This is a genomic window from Edwardsiella hoshinae NBRC 105699 = ATCC 33379 (genome assembly GCF_000474215.1).
GTDB classification, from domain to species: Bacteria; Pseudomonadota; Gammaproteobacteria; order Enterobacterales; family Enterobacteriaceae; genus Edwardsiella; species Edwardsiella hoshinae.
The window spans coordinates 17,672-43,421 of sequence record NZ_BAUC01000008.1 but is presented as its reverse complement, the minus strand read 5'-3'; the positions used below and the strand labels follow the sequence as shown (position 1 = coordinate 43,421).

The window sequence follows — 25,750 nt, the reverse complement described above, 5'->3', positions numbered from 1 at the left end:
CGCTTAGTGCGCCTTACCGTCTAGGATCGCTTCAGCGTGATCAATATACAGTTGGCCCTCTTCGATGCGCGTTTTGGCGTAATGCGGCGCATGGAGGCCCCAGGAGCCGTCTCGCTTGATCAGGTCTGCTTGTTGGCGGGCGTGGTTGCTGAGCAAGCGTACTTGTACCTTGTCGCTTTGCGACAGGGTCGTGGTCTTGTTCAGGCGCTTCTCGATGCGATCTAATCCGCTGTGAATACGAACATAGCCATCCTTGACCGGCGTTTGCCACTCCATCACCTTGGCATAGATGCTTTCTTGATCCTTAAATTGCAGGCGTTCGGAGAGCACGGTTTGGACCGGGCTGTGGCAGCCTCCCCCATCGATCACGTCGCCGTCGCTAAAAGCGGTGCGACCGCAAGACCACATCAGATCCAAGTAGGGTTTGCCATCCTGGCGGGCGATACTCCACCCTTTGACGTTGGCGGTGCGGGGTTGTCCCTCGGGCGGATTGAGAGTCTTGGCTTTCTCATCGACCAGGATCTTCCAGATATGCGCCCGGCGTACGTTATCGAACCCGGCATGATCGGGGAACTGGATGGTGGCGAAGTTTTCACAGCTTCCCATGTTAGGCATATGGCAGGCGGTACACTGGTTTTGTCCGTGGGTATCTCCTTGCGCAAAGAATTCAGCCTGATCGGTATGGCAATCTTGGCACCGTTTTTTCAGCGTCGCCTTAGTGAAGCCCTCCCGCCAATCGTTAGCTGTGACCGCGTGTGGATCGTGACAGGTATTGCAACGCATACCATTCTGGTAGTGTGCGGTGTAGTACATCTGCGAGCCTTCGGTGCCACAGGAGGGACAAGACGACTTGAAGTAGGAGTTGAACGGCCGTTGCGGATCGGCGGCTTCGTCGGCGGTGTTATAGGTGAAACGCTGGTGGCAACGTTCACAGTTGGACGGCATCCCCGCACCACGGGCACCATACAGGTGCGCTCCGGCACCGTGGCACTCTTCGCAGGAGATCCCCTTGGCGATGGTATGCTTACGTAGCTCTGCGGGCTTACCTAGCGCGGCGATAAACTCCTGGGAGCTCTTGAAGTCGAACTTCATGGAATGACATACCTCGCAGTAGGCGCTGGCCGGCTGGAACATCATATTGGTGCGGTTAGCGGCACCGTAAGAGGTCATACCCCAGATATTGGAGCCTTGTGCGCCGAACTGCTCCAATTTGGTGGGAAAACCGGGAACAAAGGTGGCGATCTTCTGCGCCATCTTGGGGGTGATAAACTGTGCCCAGCCACGAGAAAACTGGTTACCGCCGGCGACCATGGTTCCGGTGCCGTCTTTCAGTAATCCGCCCTCAATATGGTAGGTACCACGGACCATCCAGGCATCGATAAAACCGTATTTCGTTCGTGGAGTACCGATGATGGCATAGATAGCATCTGAGGTGACTCCTTGCGGCAGCACGGACGCTTTACTGCCATACAGTCCGCGGTGCAGATCCCCGTCAGGGATTTCGAGCATTTCGTCGGGAAATCGGACGGTTTTGGCATGGCGGGAGCGTTCCCAGGCTTGGTACTGTGCTGGGTGGCATTCCGCACACTTCTGTGGGCCAACATACTTATTGGGGAAGTCGAGGATGGACTCGACGCCTAAGCGATAGGTGATCGCCACCGGATAACCATGTTTTTCAGCGTATTTTTCACCGCCGCCGAACTCGACAAACTCCTCTTCACGATCGCTGATGGTGTATTTACCGACCAGGCGCCCGGCGGCTTCATACTTAAATAGAGGATGATGTTCGCGCAGATAGGCGAACAGATCTTTCTCTTGCTCGACATACCCCATCAGGGTGCGCGGTGTGTCGGGAGTGCCGTCGTTACGGTTTACGTCGATTTTGGTTGCGGGGGACGCTACCAGGAGCGTGGCAGATGGCGTTGATTCCGCAGGTTCATTTGGCGGAGACTGAGACACCAGTCCTGATGCGGCCATGAGCGGCATAGCGAAAAACAATAAGGGAAAACAGCGTAAGCGGGTAGGTATTTTCATCGTCAACTCCTTGACCCAGTAAATAATGGCGTGGTGCGCTGACACCAGCCTATTTTTAATATTTATGTCTTTTTTATTATTTATTCTCTACGATGTGGACTCGATGGCGATGATAACCATCGAGCATCGTCATAAAGGTTTCTTTCCATGTCTCGCCAAGCGTGCATAAATAAATATGTGCACTGATAAACATCAATCCAAATAATGATAATAATAAATGGCCTTGTAATGCCCAGTAGGCGGTACCGTGCGGAAGCCATTGCGGGATCGTCAGAACGAAGCCACTGAGAAATAATAGTGGCAGTAGACCGAACATGACTACGCCATAGCTCAGTTGTTGCAATGGATTAAATTTTTGCGCCGATGTTGTGATGAATGGGTGGGATTCGGCATGAAAGATCCCGATGAGATAAAAGCGGGCCTGGCGCCAGCAGCGAGCCGCTAAACCCGGCCAGATGATGCGATAATGCCGGCCATTGGGGCCGAAGAGGTTAACGGCGAGAAAGCCGCACCAGAGCACCACGAGCAGATAGCCGGCGTAGGGATGAGCGTGTACCAGCCAACACATGGCCGCCAAGGGCAACAGCGTGAAGTGGGTGAGTAGGCCGCTGATGAGTAAAAAGAGGAACAGTAAGGCGTTCAACCCATGCCACAGACGAAGATGAAGAGGATAGAGATAGAGATGCTCTGGTGTACCTTGTTGTGGGGGAGCGGGATAGCGCCGCCGTAGTAGGGCATGTAGTAGTAAGAGGACACAGAATACTAACCAGGCGATGGTTAAGGCGACCATTCCGATCGGCCAAACATCCGCCGCCGGGGCGGGAAGCTGTTGGGTCAGGTAGGTATGCAGTTGTACGGTGTTCATGCTCGGCTCCTAGTCATCGGCGAGAATATGGTAGATCCGGCTGTGACGCGTACCGGCCAAGTGATACTGGTAATAAGGAGCTAGCGCCAGTTTGAGCTCGAACTGCGGTGTCGCCAATTCGCCAAAGCTGAGTGCCTGCTTGGGGCAGATGCGCGCGCAGATGGGGACCTGGCCGTGGCTTAAGCGAGTAGCGCTACAGAAGTCACACTTGTCAGCGATATGGTGGGTCGGGTGGAGATAGCGCGCTTGATAGGGGCAGGTACGGATGCAGTAACCACAGCCGAGGCAGCGTTGTGCGTCGATTTGTACTAGACCGTGTTGGTCGCGGTAGGTCGCCCCGCTGGGGCAGACATCAAGACAGGGCGCAGGATCGCAGTGCTGGCAGCCGTGGCGGAAATAGTGTTGGTTCTCTTCGGCGTGTGCAGTTGAGGGCGGCAGTGGGACGATCGCTAGGCGGGTGCAACCGGGGGCGACCTGATTAATGTTATTACACGCGGTGACACACTCCTGGCAGCCGATGCATTTCGTTTGATCGTGGATCAGTGCGTACTGTTTTCCCTTTCGGTTGGGACTGGATAATAATATGCCCGGTGCGAGCACGATAAATCCGGCTCCAATGATAATGCTGCGGCGTGAATAATGCTTCATAGATTATCCCATGAAATATATTTGTTCTTATTTCTATTTTATTGTTTTTCTTTTTCCTGGCGGACGGGGAGGATTCTATTTCTGTCGGCATGATGGAAAAGAGAGAGGGATCAAAAAATGATGACTCCCTAAAAATGGGTAGATTTAAAGAGGTCTAAATAATTATCTAAATAAATGCAAGTTCATTAATAAATAAAAATGGGAGGCCAGGCCTCCCAGAAGCAGAAGATTAATGGACTTGCCCATCGTTGGTGTTCGTTGCGCTGGCACGTAAGGCATCGATGTCGACCCGATCAAACAGATAGTGGCTGCCACAATAGTCACAGTGCATATCGATGCTGCCACGCTCGTCCAATAGTTGATCCAGTTGTTGCGCTGGCAGGCTCATCAACGCGCTCGCGCTGCGCTCGCGGGAGCAACCACAACGGAAGACGATCGGTTGAGGGTCGAACAGCGTGACCTGCTCCTGATTGTACAGGCGGTATAGCACTTCATTGGCGGGCAGGGTAAACAACTCTTGCGGCGTCACGGTGGCGGTCAGGAGCGCCAGATGGTGCAGATCATCGGCATTATTTGGTTGCGTCGGTAAGATCTGTAATAGCATGCCGGCGGCTGCGGGTTTACCTTCGTGTTCACCCGTGAAGATAAACAGTCGGGTCGGTAGTTGCTCGGACTGCATGAAGTACGCCTCCAGGCAGTCGGCCAGGGTTTCGCCCTCCAGGGCGACGACGCCTTGATAGCGCTCCCCCTCCTGCGGGGTGATAGTGATCACCATTACCCCGTTCCCCAGCATCTGTTTCAGGCTGCTCCCATCGGCGATCTCGCCTTGTAGGCGGGCGACACCCCGCATCTCCTGGTGATGATTGCCATTAATGACCGCCAGTGTTAGCGGGCCATCACCTTGTAGTTGAACGGTGATATTGCCGGCAAATTTCAGGGTGGCAGTCAGCAGACTGGTCGCCACCAGCAGTTCACCCAGCAGGGTCTGTACCGGCAGCGGATAGTCATGGTTTTCGAGGATATGGGCATAGGTCTCGCCGGCGTTGACCAGCTCGCCGCGTACGGCCAGATTCTCAAACAGGTAGCGATGTAATTGGTCGTGATGGGACATAGTCATCTCTCTTCAGGCGCCGGTCATTCCGACTGGCCGTGTTTAAATTTAAGCAGATTGCGCCGCTCTTTTTTATCGGGGCGGCGATCCGGGTGCGGCATGCTCAGGGCATTCAACTTCCGCGCCTGGGCGAGGGCCTCCCGTTTCGCGATGCTCTGCGCCGTCTCTTGATAGAGTAGGCGAGCCTGTTCGGCCGCGCCGCGTTGGGTACTGAGGGCCATGACGATGACGGTGCGATCATCGTTGCCTTGACGCAGGCGGATCTCTGCGCCGACCTCAACGTTGCGGCTGGGTTTACCGCGCACGCCGTTATAATGCACTTTCCCACCGTCTATCATCTCGCGGGCGATGGCGCGAGTCTTGTAAAAGCGCGCCGCCCATAGCCATTTATCCAGGCGAACGCCTGTGTCCGTTGGCGTTGTTTTGCGACTGTCCTTCATCCAGCCCTCCTCTCTTGGCCACCTCTGCCAGCAGCGATAGCTGGCAACAGGGTGCGGTAATCATTCAGTGCCGCATGGCGAGCGAAGCGTTTCTCCGGTTTGCCGGAGTCGGGGTTGCTGACGCCCAGGCAGTAACGGATACCGAATTGGCGTGCGGCATCGAGTATCGGCTCGGCATCATCGATAAACAGCGTCCTGTTCGGATCGAATGGGCAGTGGCGCTGTAGTGCCTGCCACAGACGCTGATCCTCTTTGGGATAGCCAAATATGTGGGTGGAATAGCGTAAATCAAGATGGTTCGCCAATCCCGTCTGCGCCATTTTTACTGCTAATCCGTGTGGGTGGGCATTGGTCAGCAGGATGGTGCGCCGCCCGCTGGCACGCAGCGCTGTCAGGAGGGGCAGGGTATCCTGACGGACACGCACGCGATCACATTGTTCCTGGGTCATACGCTGGATATCCAAGCCGAGCCGGGCGCTCCAGTAGTCGAAGCAGTACCAGTCCAGGGTATGCGCTACCGCCTGATACTCTCGCTGAATCAAAGCCTGTGCCGCATCCGCAGAGATGCCACGCGTGGCGCACAACGTCTGTGGTACCAGCGTCAGCCAGAAATAGTTGTCGAAAGCGAGATCGATCAGGGTACCGTCCATGTCTAGCAGGACGGTATCGATGTCGTTCCAGTTGAGGGTGGGACTCATGGCGTACTCCGGAAAACACAGGGGGCGGGGGTATCAGCCCCTCAGTATATTTTCCTGGCGTCTCCTTGTCATGCCGCAGTTAAGGACGCGACGGGGGATCAAACGGCATAATCTTATGGTTGATGCATTGCTCGTAGTAACGCTGGATCGCCGGAATTCGCGCCCGGGCGCTGCGCCAGCGGCGGACGAAGAGGGTGGCGTTGACGGCGAGTACCACGCTCAGCGTTAAGAGCAGTGGAGGCATCAGTAGATAGCGCCAAAGGGTTAAGCCCTCCGGCTGGCTGTGCAGAGTGATGTGGCGCGTACCATTGGCGTCGCTGCGGATGTCGGTGATCACGCCGTGTGCGCGGAAAGGGGTATTCAGTAACATGCGCGACAGATTTTCCAGTTCGCGCCACTGATCTTGTGGGCCATAGTCATACAGCGAGAGGGGAGGCTGGGGGTGGGTAACCCACTGGCGTTTTTCATCGCTGCTGATCAGGAAACCGCCAGGTGGCGTCACCGCCAGTAACTGGGCCGCCTTGTGCGTTTCCCGGTTGTAGAAGGAGGAGACCGCGCTGTTGACGATGGTGGCCAGTTGGTGGGCGCTAGCCGGACGCATCAGGACATTGATGCCCTCCAAGCCGCCGGTGCGCGCTTTCTTGAGCAGGGCGCTCCATGACTTGCTGTTGCTGAGGTTCACCAGCGCGTTCTTCAGCCGAACACACTCGTTCTTTTGACCGCATAGCGCATCGGTCTTGAGTACGATCGCGGCAAAGTCATTCAGCAGGATCATCCCTGATTTTTGGATTGCGCTGGCCAGCGCAGGGCTGACCGTACCGTCGCCCTCTTGTGAGGAGAGTTGGCGGTTAACCGTAGCTTGTAGCGCGGCCGCGTTATCGATGATCTCGGAGTTAGGCTCCGCCATGGGGGGCGCGGTTCCCCAATAGATGGTGCTGCAATCGAAAGGCAGGAAGGGGTAGCGTTCCCCTTCTTGATAGAGGGCCGGTACATGACACATGCCGGTGCCTTTGAGATCCAGCACGTCACCGACTTGTAAGGGCATGGCGGCCAACTGCTGCACGCTGTCGGCGGAGAGGGTCTGTGGGCCGTGCAGCCAGGCGCTGCTGATCTTCAGCGGTACGCTCAACGATTGACTGGTTAACAATAACAACAGGCCGAGTAGCGCGGCGACGCTTAACAGCGCGCTACGTCCCCAGGGCTGTAAAGGGAATTGGGTAGCCTCATCGTTGAGCGAAAGGAAACGGCCTTGGCGAACCACCTGATGATTCAAATAGATTTCAATCTCGGTCAGTTGGCCGAGATCTTTATCGATGTAGGGTTGCCAGTGCGCTGGGTAAATCAGATCCAACGTGCCGATGGAGACGTTGTTTACTTGCTCAGAACAGGATTCGCCGAATAATCCCCAGCGCTTGGGTATGCCGCGCAACAAGTGTATCTCTTTAAGCCGTTTATGACTGGGTTTACGGTATTGGCACCCTATCCCCCAGACGAATAAGAGCGCGGCTAGGGAGAGTAGCCAGGGCATCAGCGTCGGCGGAACGACGAGTGCGAGCGCCGATAAGAAAAGGCCCAGTGCCGTTGGCAAGGCAATATAGCCGCCGCCGCGTTGTTGCAAGCGATGTTCGGCCAGGGTCTCCTTACGAACGCCGTACAGATCGAGCGGCTCGCCCTCGCTGCGGCGGATAGAGGCAGCGGCTTGTGCCGGTTGCGGTAGACGTTGGTTGTGTAGACTTTCCGCCAGGGTATGACCGTTGATAGCGATGACTAACGGCAGGCTGGCGGTCTTGATCAGCTCGAGGCTGTTCTCCTCGGCGATGTACGGTTCCCAGAAGGCCGGCAGGTGGATTTCCTGGTTATCCAGAAAGTAGCGCTGTTGGCTCGGTGTGTCGCCGGCCAGGGCGTAGCGGGTAATCGCGTGGGTGACGGCATATACCCGATCACCCTGCGGCATCAGGCGTTGATGGCGCAGCGCGAGATCGGGTTTGGCGTTAGGGGCAGCGGCATCCAGCCCCTGCAAATAGGCCGAGATCGCTTGCTGCTCTGCCGGGTGCAGTTTACGCTGCTTAGTTTTGACAAAGGGAAAGGATGCAGACAACCGCGACACTCTCTTGATTGTGTACCAATAGATATAGCCGATAATAACCGCTGTAGGGAGAAGATACAGGAGTGTTGTGATGGATGCGTTCATATCGACGCCCTCACCAAGATCATCGTACGGTCAACCCGCACACATTTCGTCGTCTCATATGACGACGAGGATTCGCAGCGTCAACGCACCTCTCCCGCGCTGGAACACGTGTTGTGACGGTGATGATTACGAATATAACGCTATGTCGTGGAATGAGTTGTTTAACTGATCTCAAGCCGTTTCCTTCCCGCCGACTCAGCCTAGCATACCCGCTCGGCGATCATATCGGTATTGTCCGATTTTTCCTACCTTACTATAGGATTATCGCCATAATTCGCTTTCCTCGCGCCAATACTATGACGCGAGGGCGGGAAGTAAAATAATGGCGACAAATGTTGCGGAAATATGAGCATCTGCGCACAATGCCGTTAGGTACCTTTGGTGATTATCAGCGAGTTATCGTGCATGGCATGCCATTGGCTACAGCCATCGCGGACCTTGAGGACAGCGGGTTAAGTATGGATAGTTCCACAAAGAAACCCAGGATCCTGGGTGTTGAGACGGTGGCGCATTCGCGCTTGTTTAATGTTGAGTCCGTCGATTTAGAGTTCAGTAACGGCGAACGTCGTGTCTATGAGCGCATGCGTCCTTCGGGGCGTGAGGCGGTCATGATCCTGCCGATATTAGGCGATGATCTGTTGCTGATCCGGGAATATGCCGTGGGTATTGAAGAGTATGAACTGGGCTTTCCCAAGGGATTGATCGATCCCGGTGAGCGGGTATTCCAGGCGGCGAACCGTGAACTGATGGAAGAGGCAGGTTTCGGTGCGCAGCAGTTTACCCTGTTGCATAAGCTCACCCTGGCGCCGTCCTACTTTTCTAGTCAAATGAATGTGGTGGTGGCCGAGGAACTGTTCGCTCAACGGTTACAAGGGGATGAGCCGGAAGAGATGCCAGTGATCCGCTGGCCCTTGGCTCGGATGATGGAGTTGTTACAGCAGCCCGACTTCCATGAGGCGCGCAATGTCAGCGCGTTGTTCTTGTTGCGCGAGTATTTGCAGCGGGGGGCGGCATAGCTGCCGGTGAGCGACATGGTGGAGGGCGGCGTCATCGTTGCCCCGCCGTCCGCATAAAAAAGGAGCCGTTAGGCTCCTTTGGGGGTTATGGCGGCGGGTCAGAATAACTCCTGACTCTGCCCCTCGTTGTTGATGATGACCGTGCCCGCATCCGGTGTCGCGTAGTCCGTCGGCTGCGTTCCTTCGATGAAGTATTCGCTACGGCTGTTGCCGCTGCCGGTCGCTAACTTACCGGTCGCTCTGTCGATTACCACGCTGACGATGCCCGGCGGCGGTGTCAATGGCTGCTCCGGTATCCCGGTCAGCGCCGCTTTCATGAAGGCGTCCCAGGCCGGCTGGGCACTCTTCGCCCCGCCTTCGCCACCGGCAATCTGATCTTTGATCGCGCCAGAGAGTGTGGTACGCCCCAGATCCCGCCGGTGATCGTCGAAGCCGATCCAGACGCTGGTGACGATACCCGGTCCATAGCCAGAGAACCACGCATCCTTAGAACTGTTGGTGGTCCCGGTCTTGCCGCCGATGTCGTGGCGTTTCAGATCGCGCATCGCGCGCCAGCCAGTTCCCATCCAGCCCGGTTCGCCCCAGATATTGCTGCTTAAGGCATCGTGCATCAGGAAGGCCAGCGGGGTGCTGATGACATGCGGAGCATAACGCTGATCGCTATCTTGGCTGACTTGACCGGGGGTAACCTGCTCGAGCTCCGGCATCGGCACATCACCGTTGACGTTGGGCGTGCTGGAGACGGCGACGTTTTCCACGTTGTCATCGCTTAACACGGCTGACTTCGGCGTCGAGCCATAGATCACCGGCAAATTGCAGCTGTCGCACACCACCTTAGGATGCGCCTCGTAGATGATCTGATCGTTACCGTCGATGATCCGGGTAATGAAGTAAGGGTCGACCAGATAACCGCCGTTGGCAAAGACGGCGTAGCCGCGCACTAATTGTAATGGCGTAAAGTTGGCGGAGCCCAACGCCAAAGACTCCGTCTTGACGATGTTCTGCGCAGGAAAACCGAAACGCAACAGGTAGTTGGCGGCGTAATCTACGCCCATCGCCCGCATGGCGCGGACCATCACGACGTTTTTCGATTCGCCTAAACCTTGGCGTAGACGGATCGGGCCCGCATAAGTTGGCGGAGAGTTCTTCGGTCGCCAATCGGTGCCGGCACCGGCATCCCAACGGGAGATCGGCAGATCGTTGAGGATGGTGGCCAGCGTTAGCCCTTTATCCATCGCCGCGGTATACAGGAATGGCTTGATGTTCGAACCGACCTGACGTACGGATTGTGTCACACGGTTGAACTTGCTCTGATCGAAGTCAAAACCGCCGACCAGGGCCTTGATGGCACCATCTTGTGGATTGATGGAGACCAAGGCCGAGTTGACATCCGGCACCTGCGACAGCCACCACTGCTGGTCACTGTCTTGGCGTACCCAGATCTGCTGTCCGGCCTGTAGGACATCGCTAACCTTACGCGGCGTAGCGCCCTGAAGACGATCGGTGCGGTAAGGGCGAGCCCAACGCACGGTTGCCAGCGGTAGGGTTACCGTATCGCCGTTCGCCAGTATGACGGCGGCGCTGTCGGCGCGGGCCGACATCACGACCGCAGGCTGAAGCGGGCCATAGGTTGGCAGGCTACGTAGCGTATTGCTGATGCGCTGTGTACTCCAGGCCGGTTGGCCGACTTTCCACAGCACGTTGGCCGGGCCGCGGTAGCCATGACGCATATCGTAGTTGAGTACGTTGTTGCGTAGTGCCGTCTGGGCGGCGACCTGGAGGTGTTTGGTGATGGTGGTGTAGACCTTAAAGCCGTCGGTGTAGGCACTCTCACCATACTTGTCCACCATCTGCTGGCGTACCATCTCGGCGAGATAGGGGGCGGAGAAGTCGATCTCCGGCCCGTGATAACGGGAGACTAAGGGCTCACTGCGTGCCTGATCGTACTGGGCTTGGGTGATGTAGTGTTCGTCCAACATTCGGCCGAGCACCACGTTACGCCGGGCGACCGCGCGCTCATGGGAGTAGAGCGGGTTAAAGGTCGACGGTGCTTTCGGCAGGCCGGCGATCATCGCCATTTCGCTCAGGGTAAGCTGGTCGACAGATTTACCGAAGTAGACCTGTGCTGCGGCACCGACGCCATAGGCGCGATACCCCAAGTAAATTTTGTTGAGATACAGCTCTAGGATCTCGTCCTTATTTAGCAATTGCTCAATGCGGATAGCGAGGAAAGCCTCCTTTATTTTACGCATCAGCGTGCGCTCAGGGCTGAGGAAGAAGTTTCTGGCTAGCTGCTGAGTGATGGTACTCGCCCCCTGTGAGGCGTGTCCGGTGAACAGGGCGACGGAGGCCGCGCGGAAGATACCGATGGGGTCGACGCCATGATGCTCGAAGAAACGGCTGTCTTCGGTGGCGATAAACGCTTTGACCATCAACGGCGGGATCTGGGTGAGCGGTAGTGGAATGCGGCGTTTTTCGCCATATTGGGCGATGAGATAGCCGTCAGCGCTATATACCTGCATCGGAGTCTGTAGGCGCACGTCTTTTAACGTCGCGACATCCGGGAGCTGAGGTTCGACGTATTTGTACAAGCCAAATACCGTAGCGACCCCCAGCAGGATGCAACAGAGCGCGAAAATGATTAAATACTTTACGAACTTCACCTGAAATTTCCCATTACATGTCAGTTGGGCAGTTTATAAACAAACGGGCAGTAGTATAAAGGCTAGCAGAGACGCTGGATACGTTCTTTTAGTAAGTTGATGATAAGCGGGAGGCAACATGGGATGTAGCCGTTGGTCGCTGGGTATCGATATTCAACCGCATCAACTGATGGCTGTGGCGCTAGCTAGACGGCGCGACGGCTTCCAATTACGCGGGTGGTGGCGCTTTCCCCTGCTGGGGGCCGACCCGGTGCGACTGCCCGCCGATCTTCCTCAAGTCTTATCGGCATTGCGTACGCGTCTGCCGCATCGCTTGTCGGTACGTGCGGCGTTTCCCGTTGAACAGGCGATCCGTCATACGTTGCCGGGGAGCGGCCAGAAGTTAACCCCAGCTCAACACCAGGCGTGGTTATTAGCCCAGAGCGAACGCCAGTTAATGTTGCCGGCAAGTGAGTTGGCGTGTGACTTTGCGCGCTTATCCGGTACGACGGGGCAGTGGCAGGTCTGTGCCATCCGCCGCACGCAGCGCGATGCCTGGTGTGCGGCTTTCGCTCAGGCCGGTCTGGCATTACAGCGCTTAACCTTGATGCCTTGCGCCCTGCGCACCTTGGCCCGTCTGGCTGGCGAAGCGCCTACGGTGCCGCTGATCCACAGTGATGGGCAGCGTTTTTGCTGGATCGCGCCTTGGGGACAGCCATTGCAATATGGCTGTATCCCGTGTGCGGCGGGGTTGGCGGCGGCCAGCGCCGCTTGGCATGAGGCCGTACCATCGGGCGAGGCCGCGCCAGCACCATTACTGTGCGGTGACGGGTATGGCCGGGCGGGATGGTCTCCTTTTTCGCTATTACGTCATCGCAGCTCGCCTTTACCGAGTGAGCCGGCGCTGTTTTGCGTCGCGCTGGGGCTGGCGTCCATGGCGGAGGAACAACCATGGACGATATAAATTTCTTACCGTGGCGCGCAACATTACGGCGGCATCGTCAGCGCACCTTGGCCTGCATGCTGGCCGCGTGGCTGCTATGTCAAATGGGGATGGGATGGGGCTATGGCCAACTGCGCACCCGGTTACGCGCGCCATTGGCTGAGCGTTTGGCACAGCAGGCGCGACAAGCGGTGACGATGGGGGAGCAGGTGCGACGGCATACGGTGGCACTGGCCGCACTCCCTGCCTGGTCGGCGGTGTTGCCTCATTCGCTCTCGCCTTTGGCGCTCCTGATACCACAATTGCGCCGGGTGAGCGCCGTGATTCCGGAGAGTGTCTGGTTGACGGGGTTACGCTATGACGCGCCTTACTGGTCGTTAGTGGGGCGGGGCGAGGAGCGTGAGGCGGTGGTGGCGTTTGCCCGGCAGATGGCGGCGTGGCAGTGGCTCGCGTTGAAGCATGCTGACGATGGCGGCTGGAGTTTTACTTTACGTCTCTGCGCGGCGGAGGTATGCCATGATTGATCGGTGGCTGGCTTTATGCCGTGCGTTTTATACCTTACCTGCGCGGCAGCTATGGGGGCGTGTGCTGCTGGGGGCGGTGTTGTTGTCATCGGCATTACTGACGGTAGCGGGGGGATGGTTGGCATGGGATCTGTACCAATTACGCCGCCATCTGGCGCAGGGAGCGGAGCGGCTTGCTGTGTTGCGGGTTCAGTCTCTGGCCATGGATGCTCAACTGGGGTTAGCGGAGAGCCTAGCCGCGTCGGTACGACGACGGCAAACATCGTGTGCGCCGTTAGTGCAAGCGGCGCTAGCGTGGCAAACACAGCCGGATGGTCGCCGTCAGATCGTGGGTGAGATGCGCTTCACGGACTTGATACCGTTGTTGGAGCGTCTTGCGGACTGTGGTCTTGGTATCACCTCGTTGGCGGTGAGCTCATCGCCTCACGGCGTGCGGGTGCAGTGGGTCGAGGCGCAGGAATGATGCGTGGGTATGGGCTTGTCATATGGCTGTTTCCTTGCCTGGTAATCGCCGCGCGCGATCCGTTTGTCGCCCCGCGCCGCGTGCCAAACGCGATAGCGACGGTGAGCGCCGTGGGTTTGGTCGGCGATGCGCGTTGCATCACATGGTGGCAACGTGACGCTCAGGGGCGCTGGCATCCGGCGCTCACTCGCCATTCTCCACGTAAAGCGCCCCCCTCTAGCGCAGGACAACGGTTCATTTTTCGTGCGTGGCCAAACTATCCCTTCAATTGCCCATCACGCTCCGCGCGTCGCGCCGGGGAGGGACTATGAGGAGAGAATTCATCGCCGTATGGTTACTGCTGGCCGGTACGGCGCATGGGGTTGATACCCCGTTGACGGTCTGGTTCGATCGCGCGCCGCTGCGCACGGTGCTGCAAGCCGTGGCTGAGTTTGCCGGATTGAATTTGATCGTAAGCGATGAACTGAACGTAGAGGCGACGGTGCATATCGTGCAGACTCCATGGCCGCAGCTACTGGATGCATTGGCCGAGATGTATGATCTCAGTGCAGTGACGCGCGATGGTATTCTGTTAGTGCAGAGCCGCGAGCGTGCGCAACGTCGGGCCCCGTCCGCCGCGCGTGCGGCGGTACCGATGCGCAGCCAGCGGTTGGTATTGCATCACGCCGATGCGGCGACAGTGGAGAAGAGCTTGCGTCAGCGGCGCGATTTGTTGGGGGAGGGCGGGAGCGTGGTAGCCGATGTACGCACCAACGCGTTGTTGTTGCGTACGGCGGCCCCGCGTTTGGCCAGTGTGGTGCAGTGGGTTGCCCAGTTGGATATCCCGCTACCTCAGATACAGTTGGCGGCGCATATCGTCTCAATTAGCCAAGAGGGGCTGCGTGAATTGGGTATTCGCTGGCGTAACGGGGGCGCGGGAGAGGCCATCCGCCGTGAGGACGAGGCCTATTTCAGCGCCGGTATTCAGGTAGCTCATATCGGTGGTCAGACCTTGGCAATGACGCTGGCGGCGTTGGAGCGGCAAGATAAGGTGGCCATCATCGCCAGTCCTCAGTTGATGGCGGCTCATGGACAGACGGCGAGTATCAAGCAGGGTAGCGAGCTTCCTTACGCCGTTTCCGGGGGCGAACGCGGCGTCAGCACCATGGAGTTTAAAGAGGCGGTGTTGGGCATGTCGGTGACCCCGCATGTGCTCGCCGATGAACGGATTGAGCTTGCTTTACAGATCACGCAAAATATGCCGGGCCGCTTGGTGCGGCAGGGCGATAGTGAGGCGTTGGCTATCGATAAGCAGGAAATCTCGACCCAGGTCACGCTGCCTGATGGCGATACCGCCGTATTGGGTGGCATTTTTCAGTATCAGCATCAGGCGGGGTACGAAGGGTTTCCTTGGCTCGCCAGTATTCCGCTCTTGGGCCATCTGTTACGTCGCGATAGCCAGCGTAGCGGGCGGCGTGAGCTGGTCATTTTCATCACCCCTACGCTTCTGCCAACCGCCTCGTCAGCGGTGATAGGGCGGCATTCCTAAGCGCGTGGAAAAATTTTTTATCACATGAATGGTTTCCGCGTTTGACGCTGGCAGGGATTTGGCATACAAGGTTAGCGGTTTGCGCCTTGTTCCGTCCCACGTCTCTCATCGCCTCCAACCGGGTGCGCATGCCGGAGCGCACGGAAATTTATTCGGTTGCCAAACGGCCTTGAGTGTTGAGATAATTTTTCATCTGATCTCGCACTATCTTCATGAGGTTTCAGTTTAGGTCCCGTCGCTAATTTGATTGGCGGGGCGGGTTATCATTAACGTATTGTCTTAGTAGTACCGAAAACATGGCAGAGAAACGCAATATCTTTCTGGTTGGGCCTATGGGTGCCGGCAAAAGTACTATTGGCCGTCAGTTAGCGCAGCAACTGAACATGGAATTTTTCGACTCCGATCAGGAGATCGAACGTCGTACTGGCGCCGATGTCAGTTGGGTCTTTGATGTTGAAGGCGAAGAGGGCTTTCGCGATCGTGAAGAGAAAGTCATCAATGAACTGACGGAAAAACAAGGCATCGTGCTGGCGACTGGAGGCGGCTCCGTCAAATCTCGCGAGACCCGTAACCGCTTGTCTGCCCGAGGCGTGGTCGTCTACTTGGAAACCACTATCGAAAAGCAGTTGGCGCGCACGCAGCGTGATAAAAAACGCCCGTTGTTGCAGGTCGATACACCGCGCGAGGTGTTGGAGCAACTGGCGCAAGAGCGCAATCCGCTGTATGAAGAGATTGCCGATGTTACCATCCGTACGGATGAGCAGAGCGCCAAAGTGGTCGCCAACCAAATTATCCATCTGTTGGAAAATAACTAAGCGGTTGGCTGAAGGTTAGTGCTGTAACGGGGGGCAGGTTGTGGAAAGGATCACCGTCACGCTCGGGGAGCGCAGCTACCCGATCAGCATCGCCAGCGGCCTGTTCGCCCAGGAGGCCGCCTTTTGGCCGCTCCGCTCCGGTGAACAGGCCATGCTGGTCACGAATGAGACCCTCGCGGGACTGTATCTGGAACCGGTTCAGCGAACGCTGGAGCGAGCGGGGGTGCGTGTCGAATGCGTGATCTTGCCGGATGGCGAGCAGTATAAGACGCTGGCGGTATTGGATCAGGTGTTCAGCGCCCTGCTGGCTAGCAATTACGGGCGTGATACGACCTTAGTGGCATTGGGCGGTGGGGTGATCGGTGACCTGACGGGGTTTGCCGCCGCCTGCTACCAACGCGGTGTACGTTTCATCCAGGTGCCGACGACGCTGTTGGCACAGGTTGACTCCTCTGTCGGTGGCAAGACTGCCGTCAATCATCCACTGGGTAAGAATATGATCGGCGCGTTTTATCAGCCGGCCAGTGTGGTGATCGATATCGACTGCCTGCAAACCCTACCAGCGCGCGAACTTTCCGCCGGTCTGGCCGAGGTGATTAAGTACGGCGTGATCATGGATGGCGACTTTTTTATCTGGCTCGAAAACCAGATGGCGGCGTTACGGCGTTTGGAGCCCGCCGCGTTGATCACCTGCATTCGTCGTTGCTGTGAGCTGAAAGCCCAGGTTGTCGCGGAGGATGAGCACGAGCAGGGTAAGCGTGCGTTGTTGAATCTGGGTCATACCTTTGGGCATGCTATCGAGGCTGGTATGGGTTATGGCAACTGGCTGCATGGTGAAGCGGTCGCTGCCGGGACGATGATGGCGGCGCGTCTGGCTTGCCGTCTGGGTTACTTGCCCGCCGTACAGGTTGAGCGTATTGCAGCGTTGTTGTTGCGCGCCGGCTTGCCGATTCAAGGACCGAGGGATATGGCGCCAGAAGCCTATCTACCGCATATGTTACGCGATAAAAAAGTAGTGGGCGGGACCTTGCGGTTGGTGTTGCCGACGGCGATTGGTCAGGCTGGGGTGTATGCCGGCGTCAGCCATGATGCGGTATTGGCTGCGATAGCGGACTGCCAGGCCTGAATAGCGATTTGCGAGTCTCCGGCGCTTGTGCGCCGGCTTTGCCTCTAAGTGGAGGGTGAGATGGATCAAGAAGAGTTTAAAGCAGACGATGAGTTAAAACCGGACGCCAGCGATCGTCGTTCGCCGCGCGCGCGTAATCGCCGTTCGGCACCACGTCTGGCGGTGTCGCGCCAACATTTGATGATCGGCGCAGGGGTCTTAGTGCTGTTGGTGGTGATCGTCGCTATCGGTTCAGCGTTGAAGTCCCCCACCAAAGGGAGCGCTGAATCTGCGGGTACGACGAGCGGCGCTAGAGAGATTAACCTCGCTGACACCTCTTCCCCAACCAACTCAACGGCTTCCAGTACCAATTTAACCGATATGCAGGACGGTAGCGGTGTGAGTAACTCGGCCCTGCCGGGTCAGCCGCAACCGATCGCTATGCCACCAGTCTCCGCGACACCGACGCAGTCTGCGCCGGCAGCGCCAGAGCGTGGTCAGCAGCGTATTGATTTAGCCGGTAACTCCATTTCTGATGCGTTGACACAGCAGCAGGGAGCATTGGACTCTCTATCGCAGATCGGAACTTTGCCGACGGGGCCGGCGACGCTAGCCAGTGGTGCTGTGCGCCAGCCCAAAGCGGCGGAGAGCGCTCTGCGTCCGTTGCCGAGCAAGACTCCGCCGCGTCGTGAGGAGAAGGCTCCGATCCGTCATAGCGAAAAACGTACGCCAGAGGCGAGTGCGCCGAAGCAGACCGCGCACCTGCCGGTGGTCGGCAGTAACGGTAAACAGGCCGCGCACCTGCCGACAGCGGCAGGCAGTAGCGCCGGCAGCTCGCTGAAGAGCGCGCCAGGTAGCCATTATACTCTGCAACTGAGTGGAGCCTCTCAGCCGAATACGCTGAATGCGTTCGCCCGTCGCCAAAATTTGAGTCATTACTGGGTCTATGAGACCTCGCGTAATGGTAAGCCTTGGTACGTGTTGGTCAGCGGTAGCTACGCCACCCCGTCGGATGCGCGGCGGGCGATTGCCTCCCTACCCGCCGAGGTACAGGCAATGAAACCCTGGGCTCGTCCGTTGAGTCAGGTGCAAAAGGACGCAAAGTAAGCGGCCAATAATGAAACGCGCGCGATGTGCTGTCCGAGAAAAGGTACGCCCCGGCGAATTGAACGAGTAGAAATAACAGACTGGCGACGGCATGAAGAAGAAGCGCGCATTTTTGAAATGGGCCGGCGGGAAATATCCTTTGATTGAAGAGATCCGCCGGTATTTGCCGGCGGGCGAAAGGTTGGTCGAGCCTTTCGTTGGCGCCGGCTCCGTGTTCTTAAACACGGATTATGATGAGTACCTGTTGGCGGATATCAACGCCGATCTGGTCGGTCTGTACAACATTGTGAAGGATGAGACGGATCGTTTCATCGGCGATGCCCGTCAGTTGTTCTGCGCCGAGCTGAACGTGGCGGAAGAGTACTATCGCATTCGTGCGGCGTTTAACGCGAGTGAGGACCGCTATCAGCGGGCGCTGTATTTTCTGTATCTGAATCGACATTGTTATAACGGCCTGTGTCGCTATAACGCCAAGGGAGAGTTCAACGTCCCCTTCGGCCGTTATAAGAAACCCTATTTTCCGCAGGAGGAGCTGGAGTGTTTTGCCCGTAAGGCCGAGCGCGCTACCTTCGTCTGTGAACATTACCAGCAGACCATGCTGCGAGCACAGCCTGGTGCGGTCGTGTATTGTGATCCGCCTTATGCGCCGCTGTCGGCTACCGCCAATTTTACCGCCTATCACGCCAACAGTTTTGGCATTGCCGAACAGATGCGACTGGCCGAGTTGGCTGCCGAATTGGCCGAGCGCCAAGTTCCGGTGTTGATCTCTAACCATGAGACGCCGCTGACGCGTGAGTGGTATGCGCAGGCTGGTGAGCTGCATGTGGTAACGGTTCGGCGCACCATCAGCCGTAAGACTGACGGCCGCAGTAAAGTGAATGAATTGTTGGCGCTGTACGGCAAGCGTTAAGCGTTGTCGTCCGCCTGTCCCTGAGCCCAGGAGAAACGGATGAACCCATATTTAATCGCCCCGTCGATTTTGTCCGCAGACTTTGCCCGACTGGGTGAAGATACTGCGCAGGTGTTGGCTGCTGGTGCCGATGTGGTGCATTTCGATGTCATGGATAATCACTATGTCCCGAATTTGACCATCGGCCCGATGGTGTGTAAGGCACTGCGTGATTATGGCATCAGCGCGCCGATCGACGTCCATCTGATGGTCAAGCCCGTCGATCGCCTTATTCCCGATTTTGCCGAGGCTGGCGCCAGCATTATCACCTTCCATCCGGAAGCCTCCGAGCATGTCGATCGGACACTGCAATTGATCCGCAGTTGCGGCTGTAAGGCCGGCTTGGTGCTCAATCCGGCGACGCCGTTGAGTTGCCTGGATTATGTGATGGATCGCCTAGATACCATTCTGTTGATGTCCGTCAACCCCGGCTTCGGCGGGCAGTCGTTCATCCCCGCCACACTGGCTAAGCTGCGCCAGGTTCGTGAGCGTATCGACGCCAGTGGCCTGGATATCCGTCTTGAGGTTGACGGTGGGGTGAAGATCGACAACATCGGCGCCATCGCGGCGGCGGGGGCCGACATGTTTGTTGCTGGCTCAGCGATTTTCGGTCAGCCTGATTATGGCAAGGTGATCGCCGCCATGCGTCAAGAAATCGCGCGGGCTTGCCATGAATAAGGGGGTTGCGATTCAGGCGTTGGCTTTTGATTTAGATGGTACGTTGGTCGATAGCGCCCCGGGGTTAGCGGCGGCGACCGATGCGGCGCTGGTGGCGTTGGGCTATCCGGCTCCGGGTATCGAGCGTGTGAAGTTGTGGTTGGGTAACGGGGCCGATGTGTTGATGCAACGTGCCCTGAATTGGGCGGGTGCACCGCAGGATGCTGAATTGTGCCGGCGCGCGCGCCTCGCGTTTGATGCGCATTACGCCGAAAGTGCACACCAGGGATGCCAGTTGTTTCCGGGGGTGCGCGAGACGCTGGGTGTGTTGGCGGCTAAGGGGTTTCCGCTGGCGGTGATCACTAATAAGCCCTCTCCTTTTGTCCGTCCGATGCTGGAGCGTCTGGGGATCGCGCGTTTCTTTAGCCAGGTGATCGGCGGTGACGACGTCGTCAAACGGAAACCGCATCCTGCGCCGCTCTATCTGGTGCTGGCCCAGTGGGGGATAAAGGCGAACGAGATGCTGTTCGTCGGCGACTCGCGCAACGATATTCAGGCCGGTCAGGCGGCCGGTTGTCCTACCGTCGGCTTGACCTACGGTTATAACTATGGCGAATCCATCGCCACCAGTGAGCCTTGCCGCGTACTGGATGATTTTTGCGGACTGCTGCCTCTCGTGGGGCTGGCTCCGTTGCACTGAATTGATAAGGACAGGAATATAACCATGAGTAAGCCCATCGTCTTCAGCGGCGCGCAGCCGTCTGGTGAACTCACCATCGGTAACTATATGGGCGCGCTGCGTCAGTGGGTGCAGATGCAGGATGAGTATGACTGTATCTATTGCATCGTCGATCAGCATGCCATTACCGTGCGTCAGGATGCAGAGCAGCTACGTAGCGCAACGCTGGACACGCTGGCGCTCTACCTGGCCTGTGGCATCGACCCACAGAAGAGCACCATCTTTGTACAGTCCCACGTGCCGGAGCACGCCCAGCTAGGCTGGGTGCTTAATTGCTATACCTATTTCGGCGAGCTGAGCCGTATGACACAGTTCAAGGATAAGTCGGCGCGTTATGCGGAAAACATCAATGCCGGCCTGTTCGATTATCCGGTGCTGATGGCGGCGGATATCCTGTTGTATCAGACCAATCAGGTGCCGGTTGGGGAAGATCAGAAGCAACATCTGGAGTTGAGCCGCGACGTGGCGGCACGCTTTAACGCGTTATATGGCGATATCTTCCAGATCCCGGAGCCGTTCATTCCCAAGTCAGGTGCCCGTGTCATGTCGCTGCTGGAACCGACCAAGAAGATGTCCAAGTCTGATGATAACCGTAACAACGTTATCGGCTTGCTGGAGGATCCCAAGGCGGTGACCAAGAAGATTAAGCGAGCGGTGACCGACTCCGACGAGCCGCCTGTGGTGCGTTACGATCTGGTCAACAAGGCCGGGGTGTCGAACCTGTTGGATATTCTCGCTGGCGTTACCGGCAAAAGTATCGCTGAACTGGAAGCGGAGTTCGCCGGCAAGATGTATGGTCACCTGAAAGGGGAGGTCGCCGAGGCTGTGTCGGGTATGCTCGCCGAGTTGCAGGCGCGTTACCATCGCTTCCGTAACGATGAAGCTTACTTACAAGCGGTGATGCGTGAGGGGGCCGCCAAGGCGCGCGCGCGCGCCGCGCAGACCCTGAGCCAGGTCTATCAGGCCATTGGTTTCGTCGCTCAGCCGTAAGCCTGCGAGGTCAATAACCGAAGAGGGGGAGCCATCGACTCCCTCTTTTTTATGCGTCGTGCGGAGCCGTAGCCGTGTCAGCCGCGCTGTGGAACCAGTTTAAGCGCGGTCGTAGCGAGACGACATCGCCGACGATGATCAGGCTGGGGCTGGCTGCTTGGGTGGCCAGTAGCGCTAAGTGCGCCAAGTCGCCGCAGATCACGCGTTGATGTACTGTGGTACCGTTCTCGACCAAGGCGACGGGGGTTTCTGTCGGCATACCGTGTCGTTGCAGCTGTTGCTGGATGGTCGCCGCCTGGCTTAACCCCATATAGAACACCAGCGTCTGGCCGGCGGCAGCCAGACAAGACCAGTCTAACTCTCCCTCCTGGCGGGTATGGCCGGTCACCAGGCGGACGCTCTGGGCATGGTCACGATGAGTCAGTGGTATGCCGCTGTAGGCGGAACAGCCTGAGGCGGCGGTGATGCCTGGCACGACTGAGAAGGCGATGCCGGCGCTGGCCAAGGCCTCCAGCTCCTCGCCACCCCGGCCAAAGATAAAAGGATCTCCTCCTTTCAAGCGTACGACCCGTTTGCCTTGTTGCGCTTGCTCCAGCAGCAGCATGTTGATCGCCTCCTGAGGGACGCAGTGGTGGCCAGCTTGCTTGCCGACGAAGAGGCGGGTGGCATCACGCCGGACCAGTGCCATGATCTCTGGTGAGACCAGGCGATCGTAGATCACCACATCGGCCTGCTGGATCTGTTGTAACCCCTTGAGCGTCAACAAACCGGCGTCGCCTGGCCCGGCGCCGACCAGCACCACCTCGCCTTGATCCGCCGGGTCGGCACTGAACAGCGCATCCAGTTGACGCGTTACTTGCGGCGTGTCGCCGTTGGCTAAGGATTGGGCTAGGCGATCATGGGCGAACAGCTTCTCCCAAAAGCGGCGACGTTGGGCGAGGGTAGCGAAGCGTGTCTTGACGCGTTGGCGTAGGCTCCCCGCCAGACGTGCCAATTGACCGAGATGTTGCGGCAGCAGTGCCTCAAGCTTTTCGCGGAGCAGGCGCGCCAGCACCGGAGCGCTACCGCCGGAAGAAACCGCCACCATCAGCGGTGAGCGATCGATGATCGATGGCATGATAAAACCGGACTGGGCGGAGGCATCTACCACATTACAGAACAGGTGGCGCGCCTCACACTGGGCGAGCACCTGTCGATTGACTTGGGGATCGTCGGTGGCGGCGATCGCCAGCCACTGTGCCGTTAACAGGGAGGGATCGAACGTGCCTGGCACCAGCGTCAGACGTCCTGCCTTCTGCCAAGCTTCAAATTGCGCGCTAAATCGTTCGGCATTGACTGTCAGGATGGCGCCGGCCTCCATCAATAGACGTGCCTTACGCTCGGCGACCTCGCCACCGCCGACTAAGAGACAGGGTTTAGCATTGAGTTGGCAAAATATTGGAAAGTAATCCATCGGAATTCCTCGGGCGCTGAGCGGAGAATGCGCTGGCGCTATGATCGTGCACGCGTGCGCGCCACCGCCGGCCAGCCTGTGCGAGTAGCTTGCCAGAGATGTGGGGGATATGCAGTGGTGTTGTTTAAAGAAACGGCCACTGATTGCCCAATCAGTAGGACGCACCAGCATGATAGGATAAAAAGGCGACAAAGAAAACGTTTGCTTTTTTCTGGTAACTCTTTAGAATGCGCCAGATTTTTTTGTCCACTGCACAGGGATTAAGGAGGATTGCGTGTCGCAGGATAACAATTACAGTCAGGGCCCCGTCCCGTTATCGGCGCGTAAGGGCGCGCTGGCGTTAAGTTGTGTCATGCTGGGGTTGACCTTCTTTTCCGCCAGTATGTGGACCGGCGGCACCCTCGGCACCGGACTTGGCTATCACGATTTTCTTCTCGCCGTACTCCTCGGGAATCTTCTCCTCGCTATCTACACTTCTACTCTCGGTTATATTGGTGCGAAAACGGGCCTCACCACACATCTCTTGGCGCGCTTCTCCTTCGGCGTGAAGGGGTCTTGGTTGCCTTCGCTGTTGCTGGGCGGCACACAGGTCGGCTGGTTTGGTGTGGGGGTGGCGATGTTCGCCATCCCGGTGAGTAAGGCGACCGGGCTGAATACTGAGTTGCTGATCGCGCTCTCTGGGCTGTTGATGACCGTGACGGTATTCTTTGGCATCTCGGCGCTGACGGTATTGTCGGTGGTTGCGGTACCGGCCATCGCCCTACTCGGCGGTTATTCGGTTTGGTTGGCGATCACCGGTATGGGCGGTTTGGCGGTACTGCGTGCGGTGACGCCGGCGCAGCCGTTAGACTTTAATCTGGCCTTGGCGCTGGTGGTGGGCTCCTTTATCAGCGCCGGAACCCTGACGGCGGACTTCGTACGCTTTGGGCGCAGCGCGAAACTGGCGGTGTGGGTGACCATGGTTGCCTTTTTCCTCGGGAACTCACTGATGTTTATCTTCGGGGCCACTGGCGCGGCGGCGCTGGGGATGTCAGACATCTCCGATGTGATGATCGCCCAAGGATTGTTGCTGCCAGCTATCGTGGTTCTGGGCCTGAATATCTGGACCACCAACGACAATGCCTTGTATGCCTCTGGCCTGGGATTTGCCAATATTACGGGGTTATCGAGCAAGCGACTTTCGGTGGCCAATGGTCTCATCGGCACCCTGTGCGCCCTGTGGCTATATAACAATTTTGTCGGTTGGCTGACTTTCCTGTCCGCCGCCATTCCGCCGATCGGTGGGGTGATCATTGCTGATTACCTAATGAATCATCGGCGTTATCGTGATTTTGCCCGCGCTGAAATGGTGGCGGTAAACTGGAGCGCGATCGTCGCGGTGGCTCTGGGCGTGGTCGCCGGTCATGGCTTGCCCGGGATCGTGCCGGTGAATGCCGTCTTGGGCGGTGCGTTGGGTTACTGCCTGCTGAGTCGCTGGTTCGGGCGCCGTCAGCAGCGTGTGTTGGAGGTTAGTCATGCAGAATAATCAGTTTCATGCTGTCATCAATGCTCGCCTACCCGCGCGTGAAGGTTGGTGGCAGATTACGTTACAGAATGAGCGCATTGCCGCCGTCACGCCGCAGCCCGCATTACGCCCGGCGCAGGTGGGAGAGCTGGATGCGGAGCAGGGGTTGGTGGTGCCGCCTTTCGTCGAGCCACATATTCACCTTGATACTACGCAGACGGCGGGCCAACCGGCTTGGAACCAATCCGGCACCTTATTTGAAGGTATCGAGCGTTGGGCCGAGCGCAAGGCGTTGCTGACGCATGACGACGTCAAGCAACGCGCTTGGCAAACGCTGAAGTGGCAGATTGCCAACGGCGTCCAGCATGTGCGCAGTCATGTGGATGTCTCCGATCCGACGCTGACGGCATTGAAGGCGATGCTGGAGGTGCGTCAAGAGGTAGCACCCTGGGTCGATCTGCAATTGGTCGCTTTTCCACAGGAGGGGATCCTCTCGTATCCGAACGGAGAGGCGTTGTTGGAGGAGGCATTGCGTCTCGGGGCCGATGTGGTCGGGGCGATCCCTCACTTTGAATTTACCCGCGAATATGGCGTAGCGTCGCTACACAAGGCGTTCGAGTTGGCGCAGCGTTACGATCGTCTGGTTGATGTACATTGTGACGAGATCGACGATGAGCAGTCTCGCTTCGTCGAAACCGTGGCGGCATTGGCACATCGCGAGGGGATGGGGGCGCGCGTGACCGCCAGCCATACCACGGCGATGCATTCTTATAATGGCGCCTATACTTCGCGCTTGTTTCGCTTGCTGAAGCTGTCGCAGATTAACTTTGTCGCCAATCCGTTGGTCAATATCCATCTCCAGGGGCGTTTCGATGACTATCCTAAGCGGCGAGGGATCACCCGAGTGAAAGAGATGCTCCAGGCGGAGATCAACGTCTGCTTTGGTCACGATGACGTGTTTGATCCGTGGTATCCGTTGGGCACCGCCAATATGTTGCAGGTGTTACACATGGGATTGCATGTCTGCCAGTTGATGGGGTACGGCCAGATCGATGATGGCCTGGCGCTGATCGGCACGCATAGTGCGCGAACCCTCAATCTACAGGGATATGGGGTGGCGCCGGGCTGCCGTGCTAGTCTGCTGGTTTTGCCAGCGGAGTGCGGTTTCGATGCCGTGCGTCGCCAGGTTCCGGTGCGTTACTCGCTACGTGATGGGCGCTTGATCGCCGAGACGCGTCCGGCGCAAAGCCAGATCTATCTGTCGCAGGTAGAGAGCGTCGATTTTCGCCGTTAAACTCTGGTGTGATGGGATAAAAAACGGGGCCGAC

At 57.6% G+C, this 25,750-nt stretch carries 23 protein-coding genes; 14 read left to right on the top strand and 9 right to left on the bottom strand.

Going from position 1 to position 25,750, the window contains the following annotated elements:
* Positions 1–3 precede the first annotated feature (3 nt).
* The 7 genes from EHO01S_RS03335 to EHO01S_RS03305 all read right to left on the bottom strand — a co-directional run bounded on the left by EHO01S_RS03335 (position 4) and on the right by EHO01S_RS03305 (position 7,987).
* Positions 4–2,034 (bottom strand): cytochrome c3 family protein, encoded by a 2,031-nt coding sequence (locus EHO01S_RS03335; RefSeq protein ID WP_035370197.1) that lies wholly within the window; start codon positions 2,032–2,034, stop codon positions 4–6.
* A gap of 76 nt (positions 2,035–2,110) precedes the next feature.
* A complete protein-coding gene (gene phsC, locus EHO01S_RS03330) occupies positions 2,111–2,899 on the bottom strand; it encodes a thiosulfate reductase cytochrome B subunit (RefSeq protein WP_024522629.1) in 789 nt (262 codons plus the stop codon).
* Between the two features lie 9 nt (positions 2,900–2,908).
* Positions 2,909–3,547 carry a 4Fe-4S dicluster domain-containing protein gene (locus EHO01S_RS03325; RefSeq protein ID WP_024522628.1) on the bottom strand — a complete coding sequence of 213 codons (639 nt, stop codon included), beginning with the start codon at positions 3,545–3,547 and terminating at the stop codon, positions 2,909–2,911.
* A 229-nt stretch (positions 3,548–3,776) separates the two neighbouring features.
* Entirely contained in the window at positions 3,777–4,658 is an 882-nt protein-coding gene (gene hslO, locus EHO01S_RS03320) for an Hsp33 family molecular chaperone HslO (RefSeq protein ID WP_024522627.1), read from the bottom strand.
* A gap of 23 nt (positions 4,659–4,681) precedes the next feature.
* Entirely contained in the window at positions 4,682–5,098 is a 417-nt protein-coding gene (hslR, locus tag EHO01S_RS03315) for a ribosome-associated heat shock protein Hsp15 (RefSeq protein ID WP_024522626.1), read from the bottom strand.
* Positions 5,095–5,796, bottom strand: a complete 702-nt coding sequence (yrfG, locus tag EHO01S_RS03310) for a GMP/IMP nucleotidase (RefSeq protein WP_024522625.1) — start codon at positions 5,794–5,796, stop codon at positions 5,095–5,097. The genes hslR and yrfG overlap by 4 nt, the downstream gene beginning before the upstream one ends.
* Before the next feature lie 79 nt (positions 5,797–5,875).
* Entirely contained in the window at positions 5,876–7,987 is a 2,112-nt protein-coding gene (locus tag EHO01S_RS03305) for an IgaA/UmoB family intracellular growth attenuator (RefSeq protein ID WP_024522624.1), read from the bottom strand.
* Between the two features lie 458 nt (positions 7,988–8,445).
* Here EHO01S_RS03305 and nudE point away from each other — a divergent pair, with 458 nt between their 5' ends.
* Positions 8,446–9,003 carry an ADP compounds hydrolase NudE gene (gene nudE, locus EHO01S_RS03300; protein ID WP_024522623.1) on the top strand — a complete coding sequence of 186 codons (558 nt, stop codon included), beginning with the start codon at positions 8,446–8,448 and terminating at the stop codon, positions 9,001–9,003.
* Positions 9,004–9,101: 98 nt separating this feature from the next.
* Here the strand turns inward: nudE and mrcA are convergent, their stop codons facing one another.
* Positions 9,102–11,666 carry a peptidoglycan glycosyltransferase/peptidoglycan DD-transpeptidase MrcA gene (gene mrcA / locus EHO01S_RS03295; RefSeq protein ID WP_024522622.1) on the bottom strand — a complete coding sequence of 855 codons (2,565 nt, stop codon included), beginning with the start codon at positions 11,664–11,666 and terminating at the stop codon, positions 9,102–9,104.
* 118 nt (positions 11,667–11,784) lie between these two features.
* Between mrcA and EHO01S_RS03290 the strand changes: the two genes are divergently transcribed.
* From EHO01S_RS03290 to trpS, 11 genes are all read left to right on the top strand, one after another.
* Positions 11,785–12,609, top strand: a complete 825-nt coding sequence (locus EHO01S_RS03290) for a type IV pilus biogenesis protein PilM (protein WP_024522621.1) — start codon at positions 11,785–11,787, stop codon at positions 12,607–12,609.
* Complete coding sequence (locus EHO01S_RS03285) at positions 12,597–13,112, top strand: PilN domain-containing protein (protein ID WP_024522620.1); 516 nt, start codon at positions 12,597–12,599, stop codon at positions 13,110–13,112. Before EHO01S_RS03290 ends, EHO01S_RS03285 begins: the two co-directional genes overlap by 13 nt.
* Positions 13,105–13,575, top strand: coding sequence for a hypothetical protein (locus EHO01S_RS03280; RefSeq protein WP_024522619.1), 471 nt, complete (start codon positions 13,105–13,107; stop codon positions 13,573–13,575). Before EHO01S_RS03285 ends, EHO01S_RS03280 begins: the two co-directional genes overlap by 8 nt.
* 307 nt (positions 13,576–13,882) lie before the next feature.
* Positions 13,883–15,103 carry a secretin GspD/PilQ domain-containing protein gene (locus EHO01S_RS03275; RefSeq protein WP_024522618.1) on the top strand — a complete coding sequence of 407 codons (1,221 nt, stop codon included), beginning with the start codon at positions 13,883–13,885 and terminating at the stop codon, positions 15,101–15,103.
* 296 nt (positions 15,104–15,399) lie between these two features.
* Positions 15,400–15,918 carry a shikimate kinase AroK gene (gene aroK, locus EHO01S_RS03270; RefSeq protein WP_005290467.1) on the top strand — a complete coding sequence of 173 codons (519 nt, stop codon included), beginning with the start codon at positions 15,400–15,402 and terminating at the stop codon, positions 15,916–15,918.
* Positions 15,919–15,958: 40 nt separating this feature from the next.
* The gene (gene aroB / locus EHO01S_RS03265) at positions 15,959–17,044 is read left to right on the top strand and encodes a 3-dehydroquinate synthase (RefSeq protein ID WP_024522617.1); all 1,086 of its coding nucleotides are present in this window, start codon (positions 15,959–15,961) and stop codon (positions 17,042–17,044) included.
* Between the two features lie 60 nt (positions 17,045–17,104).
* Positions 17,105–18,130, top strand: a complete 1,026-nt coding sequence (locus tag EHO01S_RS03260; protein ID WP_024522616.1) for an SPOR domain-containing protein — start codon at positions 17,105–17,107, stop codon at positions 18,128–18,130.
* A gap of 91 nt (positions 18,131–18,221) precedes the next feature.
* Positions 18,222–19,040 carry an adenine-specific DNA-methyltransferase gene (gene dam, locus EHO01S_RS03255; RefSeq protein ID WP_024522615.1) on the top strand — a complete coding sequence of 273 codons (819 nt, stop codon included), beginning with the start codon at positions 18,222–18,224 and terminating at the stop codon, positions 19,038–19,040.
* A 39-nt stretch (positions 19,041–19,079) separates the two neighbouring features.
* A complete protein-coding gene (gene rpe / locus EHO01S_RS03250; protein WP_024522614.1) occupies positions 19,080–19,757 on the top strand; it encodes a ribulose-phosphate 3-epimerase in 678 nt (225 codons plus the stop codon).
* Positions 19,750–20,436 (top strand): phosphoglycolate phosphatase, encoded by a 687-nt coding sequence (locus EHO01S_RS03245; RefSeq protein ID WP_024522613.1) that lies wholly within the window; start codon positions 19,750–19,752, stop codon positions 20,434–20,436. Before rpe ends, EHO01S_RS03245 begins: the two co-directional genes overlap by 8 nt.
* A gap of 24 nt (positions 20,437–20,460) precedes the next feature.
* Positions 20,461–21,465 (top strand): tryptophan--tRNA ligase, encoded by a 1,005-nt coding sequence (trpS, locus tag EHO01S_RS03240; RefSeq protein ID WP_024522612.1) that lies wholly within the window; start codon positions 20,461–20,463, stop codon positions 21,463–21,465.
* A 49-nt stretch (positions 21,466–21,514) separates the two neighbouring features.
* Here the strand turns inward: trpS and cysG are convergent, their stop codons facing one another.
* Positions 21,515–22,918 (bottom strand): siroheme synthase CysG, encoded by a 1,404-nt coding sequence (gene cysG / locus EHO01S_RS03235; protein WP_024522611.1) that lies wholly within the window; start codon positions 22,916–22,918, stop codon positions 21,515–21,517.
* Between the two features lie 274 nt (positions 22,919–23,192).
* On the opposite strand from cysG, the gene codB reads away from it, so the two are divergent.
* Together codB and EHO01S_RS03225 are read left to right on the top strand one after the other, a co-directional pair.
* The gene (gene codB / locus EHO01S_RS03230; protein ID WP_024522610.1) at positions 23,193–24,443 is read left to right on the top strand and encodes a cytosine permease; all 1,251 of its coding nucleotides are present in this window, start codon (positions 23,193–23,195) and stop codon (positions 24,441–24,443) included.
* Positions 24,433–25,716, top strand: a complete 1,284-nt coding sequence (locus EHO01S_RS03225; RefSeq protein ID WP_024522609.1) for a cytosine deaminase — start codon at positions 24,433–24,435, stop codon at positions 25,714–25,716. Before codB ends, EHO01S_RS03225 begins: the two co-directional genes overlap by 11 nt.
* The last annotated feature ends 34 nt before the right edge of the window (positions 25,717–25,750 follow it).

Bases quoted from the DNA above. Each gene is read 5' to 3' on its own strand.
- EHO01S_RS03305 (WP_024522624.1), bottom strand. From the start codon at position 7,987: ATGAACGCATCCATCACAACACTCCTGTATCTTCTCCCTACAGCGGTT.
- hslR (WP_024522626.1), bottom strand. From the start codon at position 5,098: ATGAAGGACAGTCGCAAAACAACGCCAACGGACACAGGCGTTCGCCTG.
- phsC (WP_024522629.1), bottom strand. From the start codon at position 2,899: ATGAACACCGTACAACTGCATACCTACCTGACCCAACAGCTTCCCGCC.
- EHO01S_RS03285 (WP_024522620.1), top strand. From the start codon at position 12,597: ATGGACGATATAAATTTCTTACCGTGGCGCGCAACATTACGGCGGCAT.
- EHO01S_RS03275 (WP_024522618.1), top strand. From the start codon at position 13,883: ATGAGGAGAGAATTCATCGCCGTATGGTTACTGCTGGCCGGTACGGCG.
- EHO01S_RS03280 (WP_024522619.1), top strand. From the start codon at position 13,105: ATGATTGATCGGTGGCTGGCTTTATGCCGTGCGTTTTATACCTTACCT.
- EHO01S_RS03290 (WP_024522621.1), top strand. From the start codon at position 11,785: ATGGGATGTAGCCGTTGGTCGCTGGGTATCGATATTCAACCGCATCAA.
- EHO01S_RS03260 (WP_024522616.1), top strand. From the start codon at position 17,105: ATGGATCAAGAAGAGTTTAAAGCAGACGATGAGTTAAAACCGGACGCC.
- trpS (WP_024522612.1), top strand. From the start codon at position 20,461: ATGAGTAAGCCCATCGTCTTCAGCGGCGCGCAGCCGTCTGGTGAACTC.
- EHO01S_RS03325 (WP_024522628.1), bottom strand. From the start codon at position 3,547: ATGAAGCATTATTCACGCCGCAGCATTATCATTGGAGCCGGATTTATC.
- yrfG (WP_024522625.1), bottom strand. From the start codon at position 5,796: ATGAGTCCCACCCTCAACTGGAACGACATCGATACCGTCCTGCTAGAC.
- hslO (WP_024522627.1), bottom strand. From the start codon at position 4,658: ATGTCCCATCACGACCAATTACATCGCTACCTGTTTGAGAATCTGGCC.
- nudE (WP_024522623.1), top strand. From the start codon at position 8,446: ATGGATAGTTCCACAAAGAAACCCAGGATCCTGGGTGTTGAGACGGTG.
- cysG (WP_024522611.1), bottom strand. From the start codon at position 22,918: ATGGATTACTTTCCAATATTTTGCCAACTCAATGCTAAACCCTGTCTC.
- dam (WP_024522615.1), top strand. From the start codon at position 18,222: ATGAAGAAGAAGCGCGCATTTTTGAAATGGGCCGGCGGGAAATATCCT.
- rpe (WP_024522614.1), top strand. From the start codon at position 19,080: ATGAACCCATATTTAATCGCCCCGTCGATTTTGTCCGCAGACTTTGCC.
- aroK (WP_005290467.1), top strand. From the start codon at position 15,400: ATGGCAGAGAAACGCAATATCTTTCTGGTTGGGCCTATGGGTGCCGGC.
- EHO01S_RS03245 (WP_024522613.1), top strand. From the start codon at position 19,750: ATGAATAAGGGGGTTGCGATTCAGGCGTTGGCTTTTGATTTAGATGGT.
- EHO01S_RS03225 (WP_024522609.1), top strand. From the start codon at position 24,433: ATGCAGAATAATCAGTTTCATGCTGTCATCAATGCTCGCCTACCCGCG.
- EHO01S_RS03335 (WP_035370197.1), bottom strand. From the start codon at position 2,034: ATGAAAATACCTACCCGCTTACGCTGTTTTCCCTTATTGTTTTTCGCT.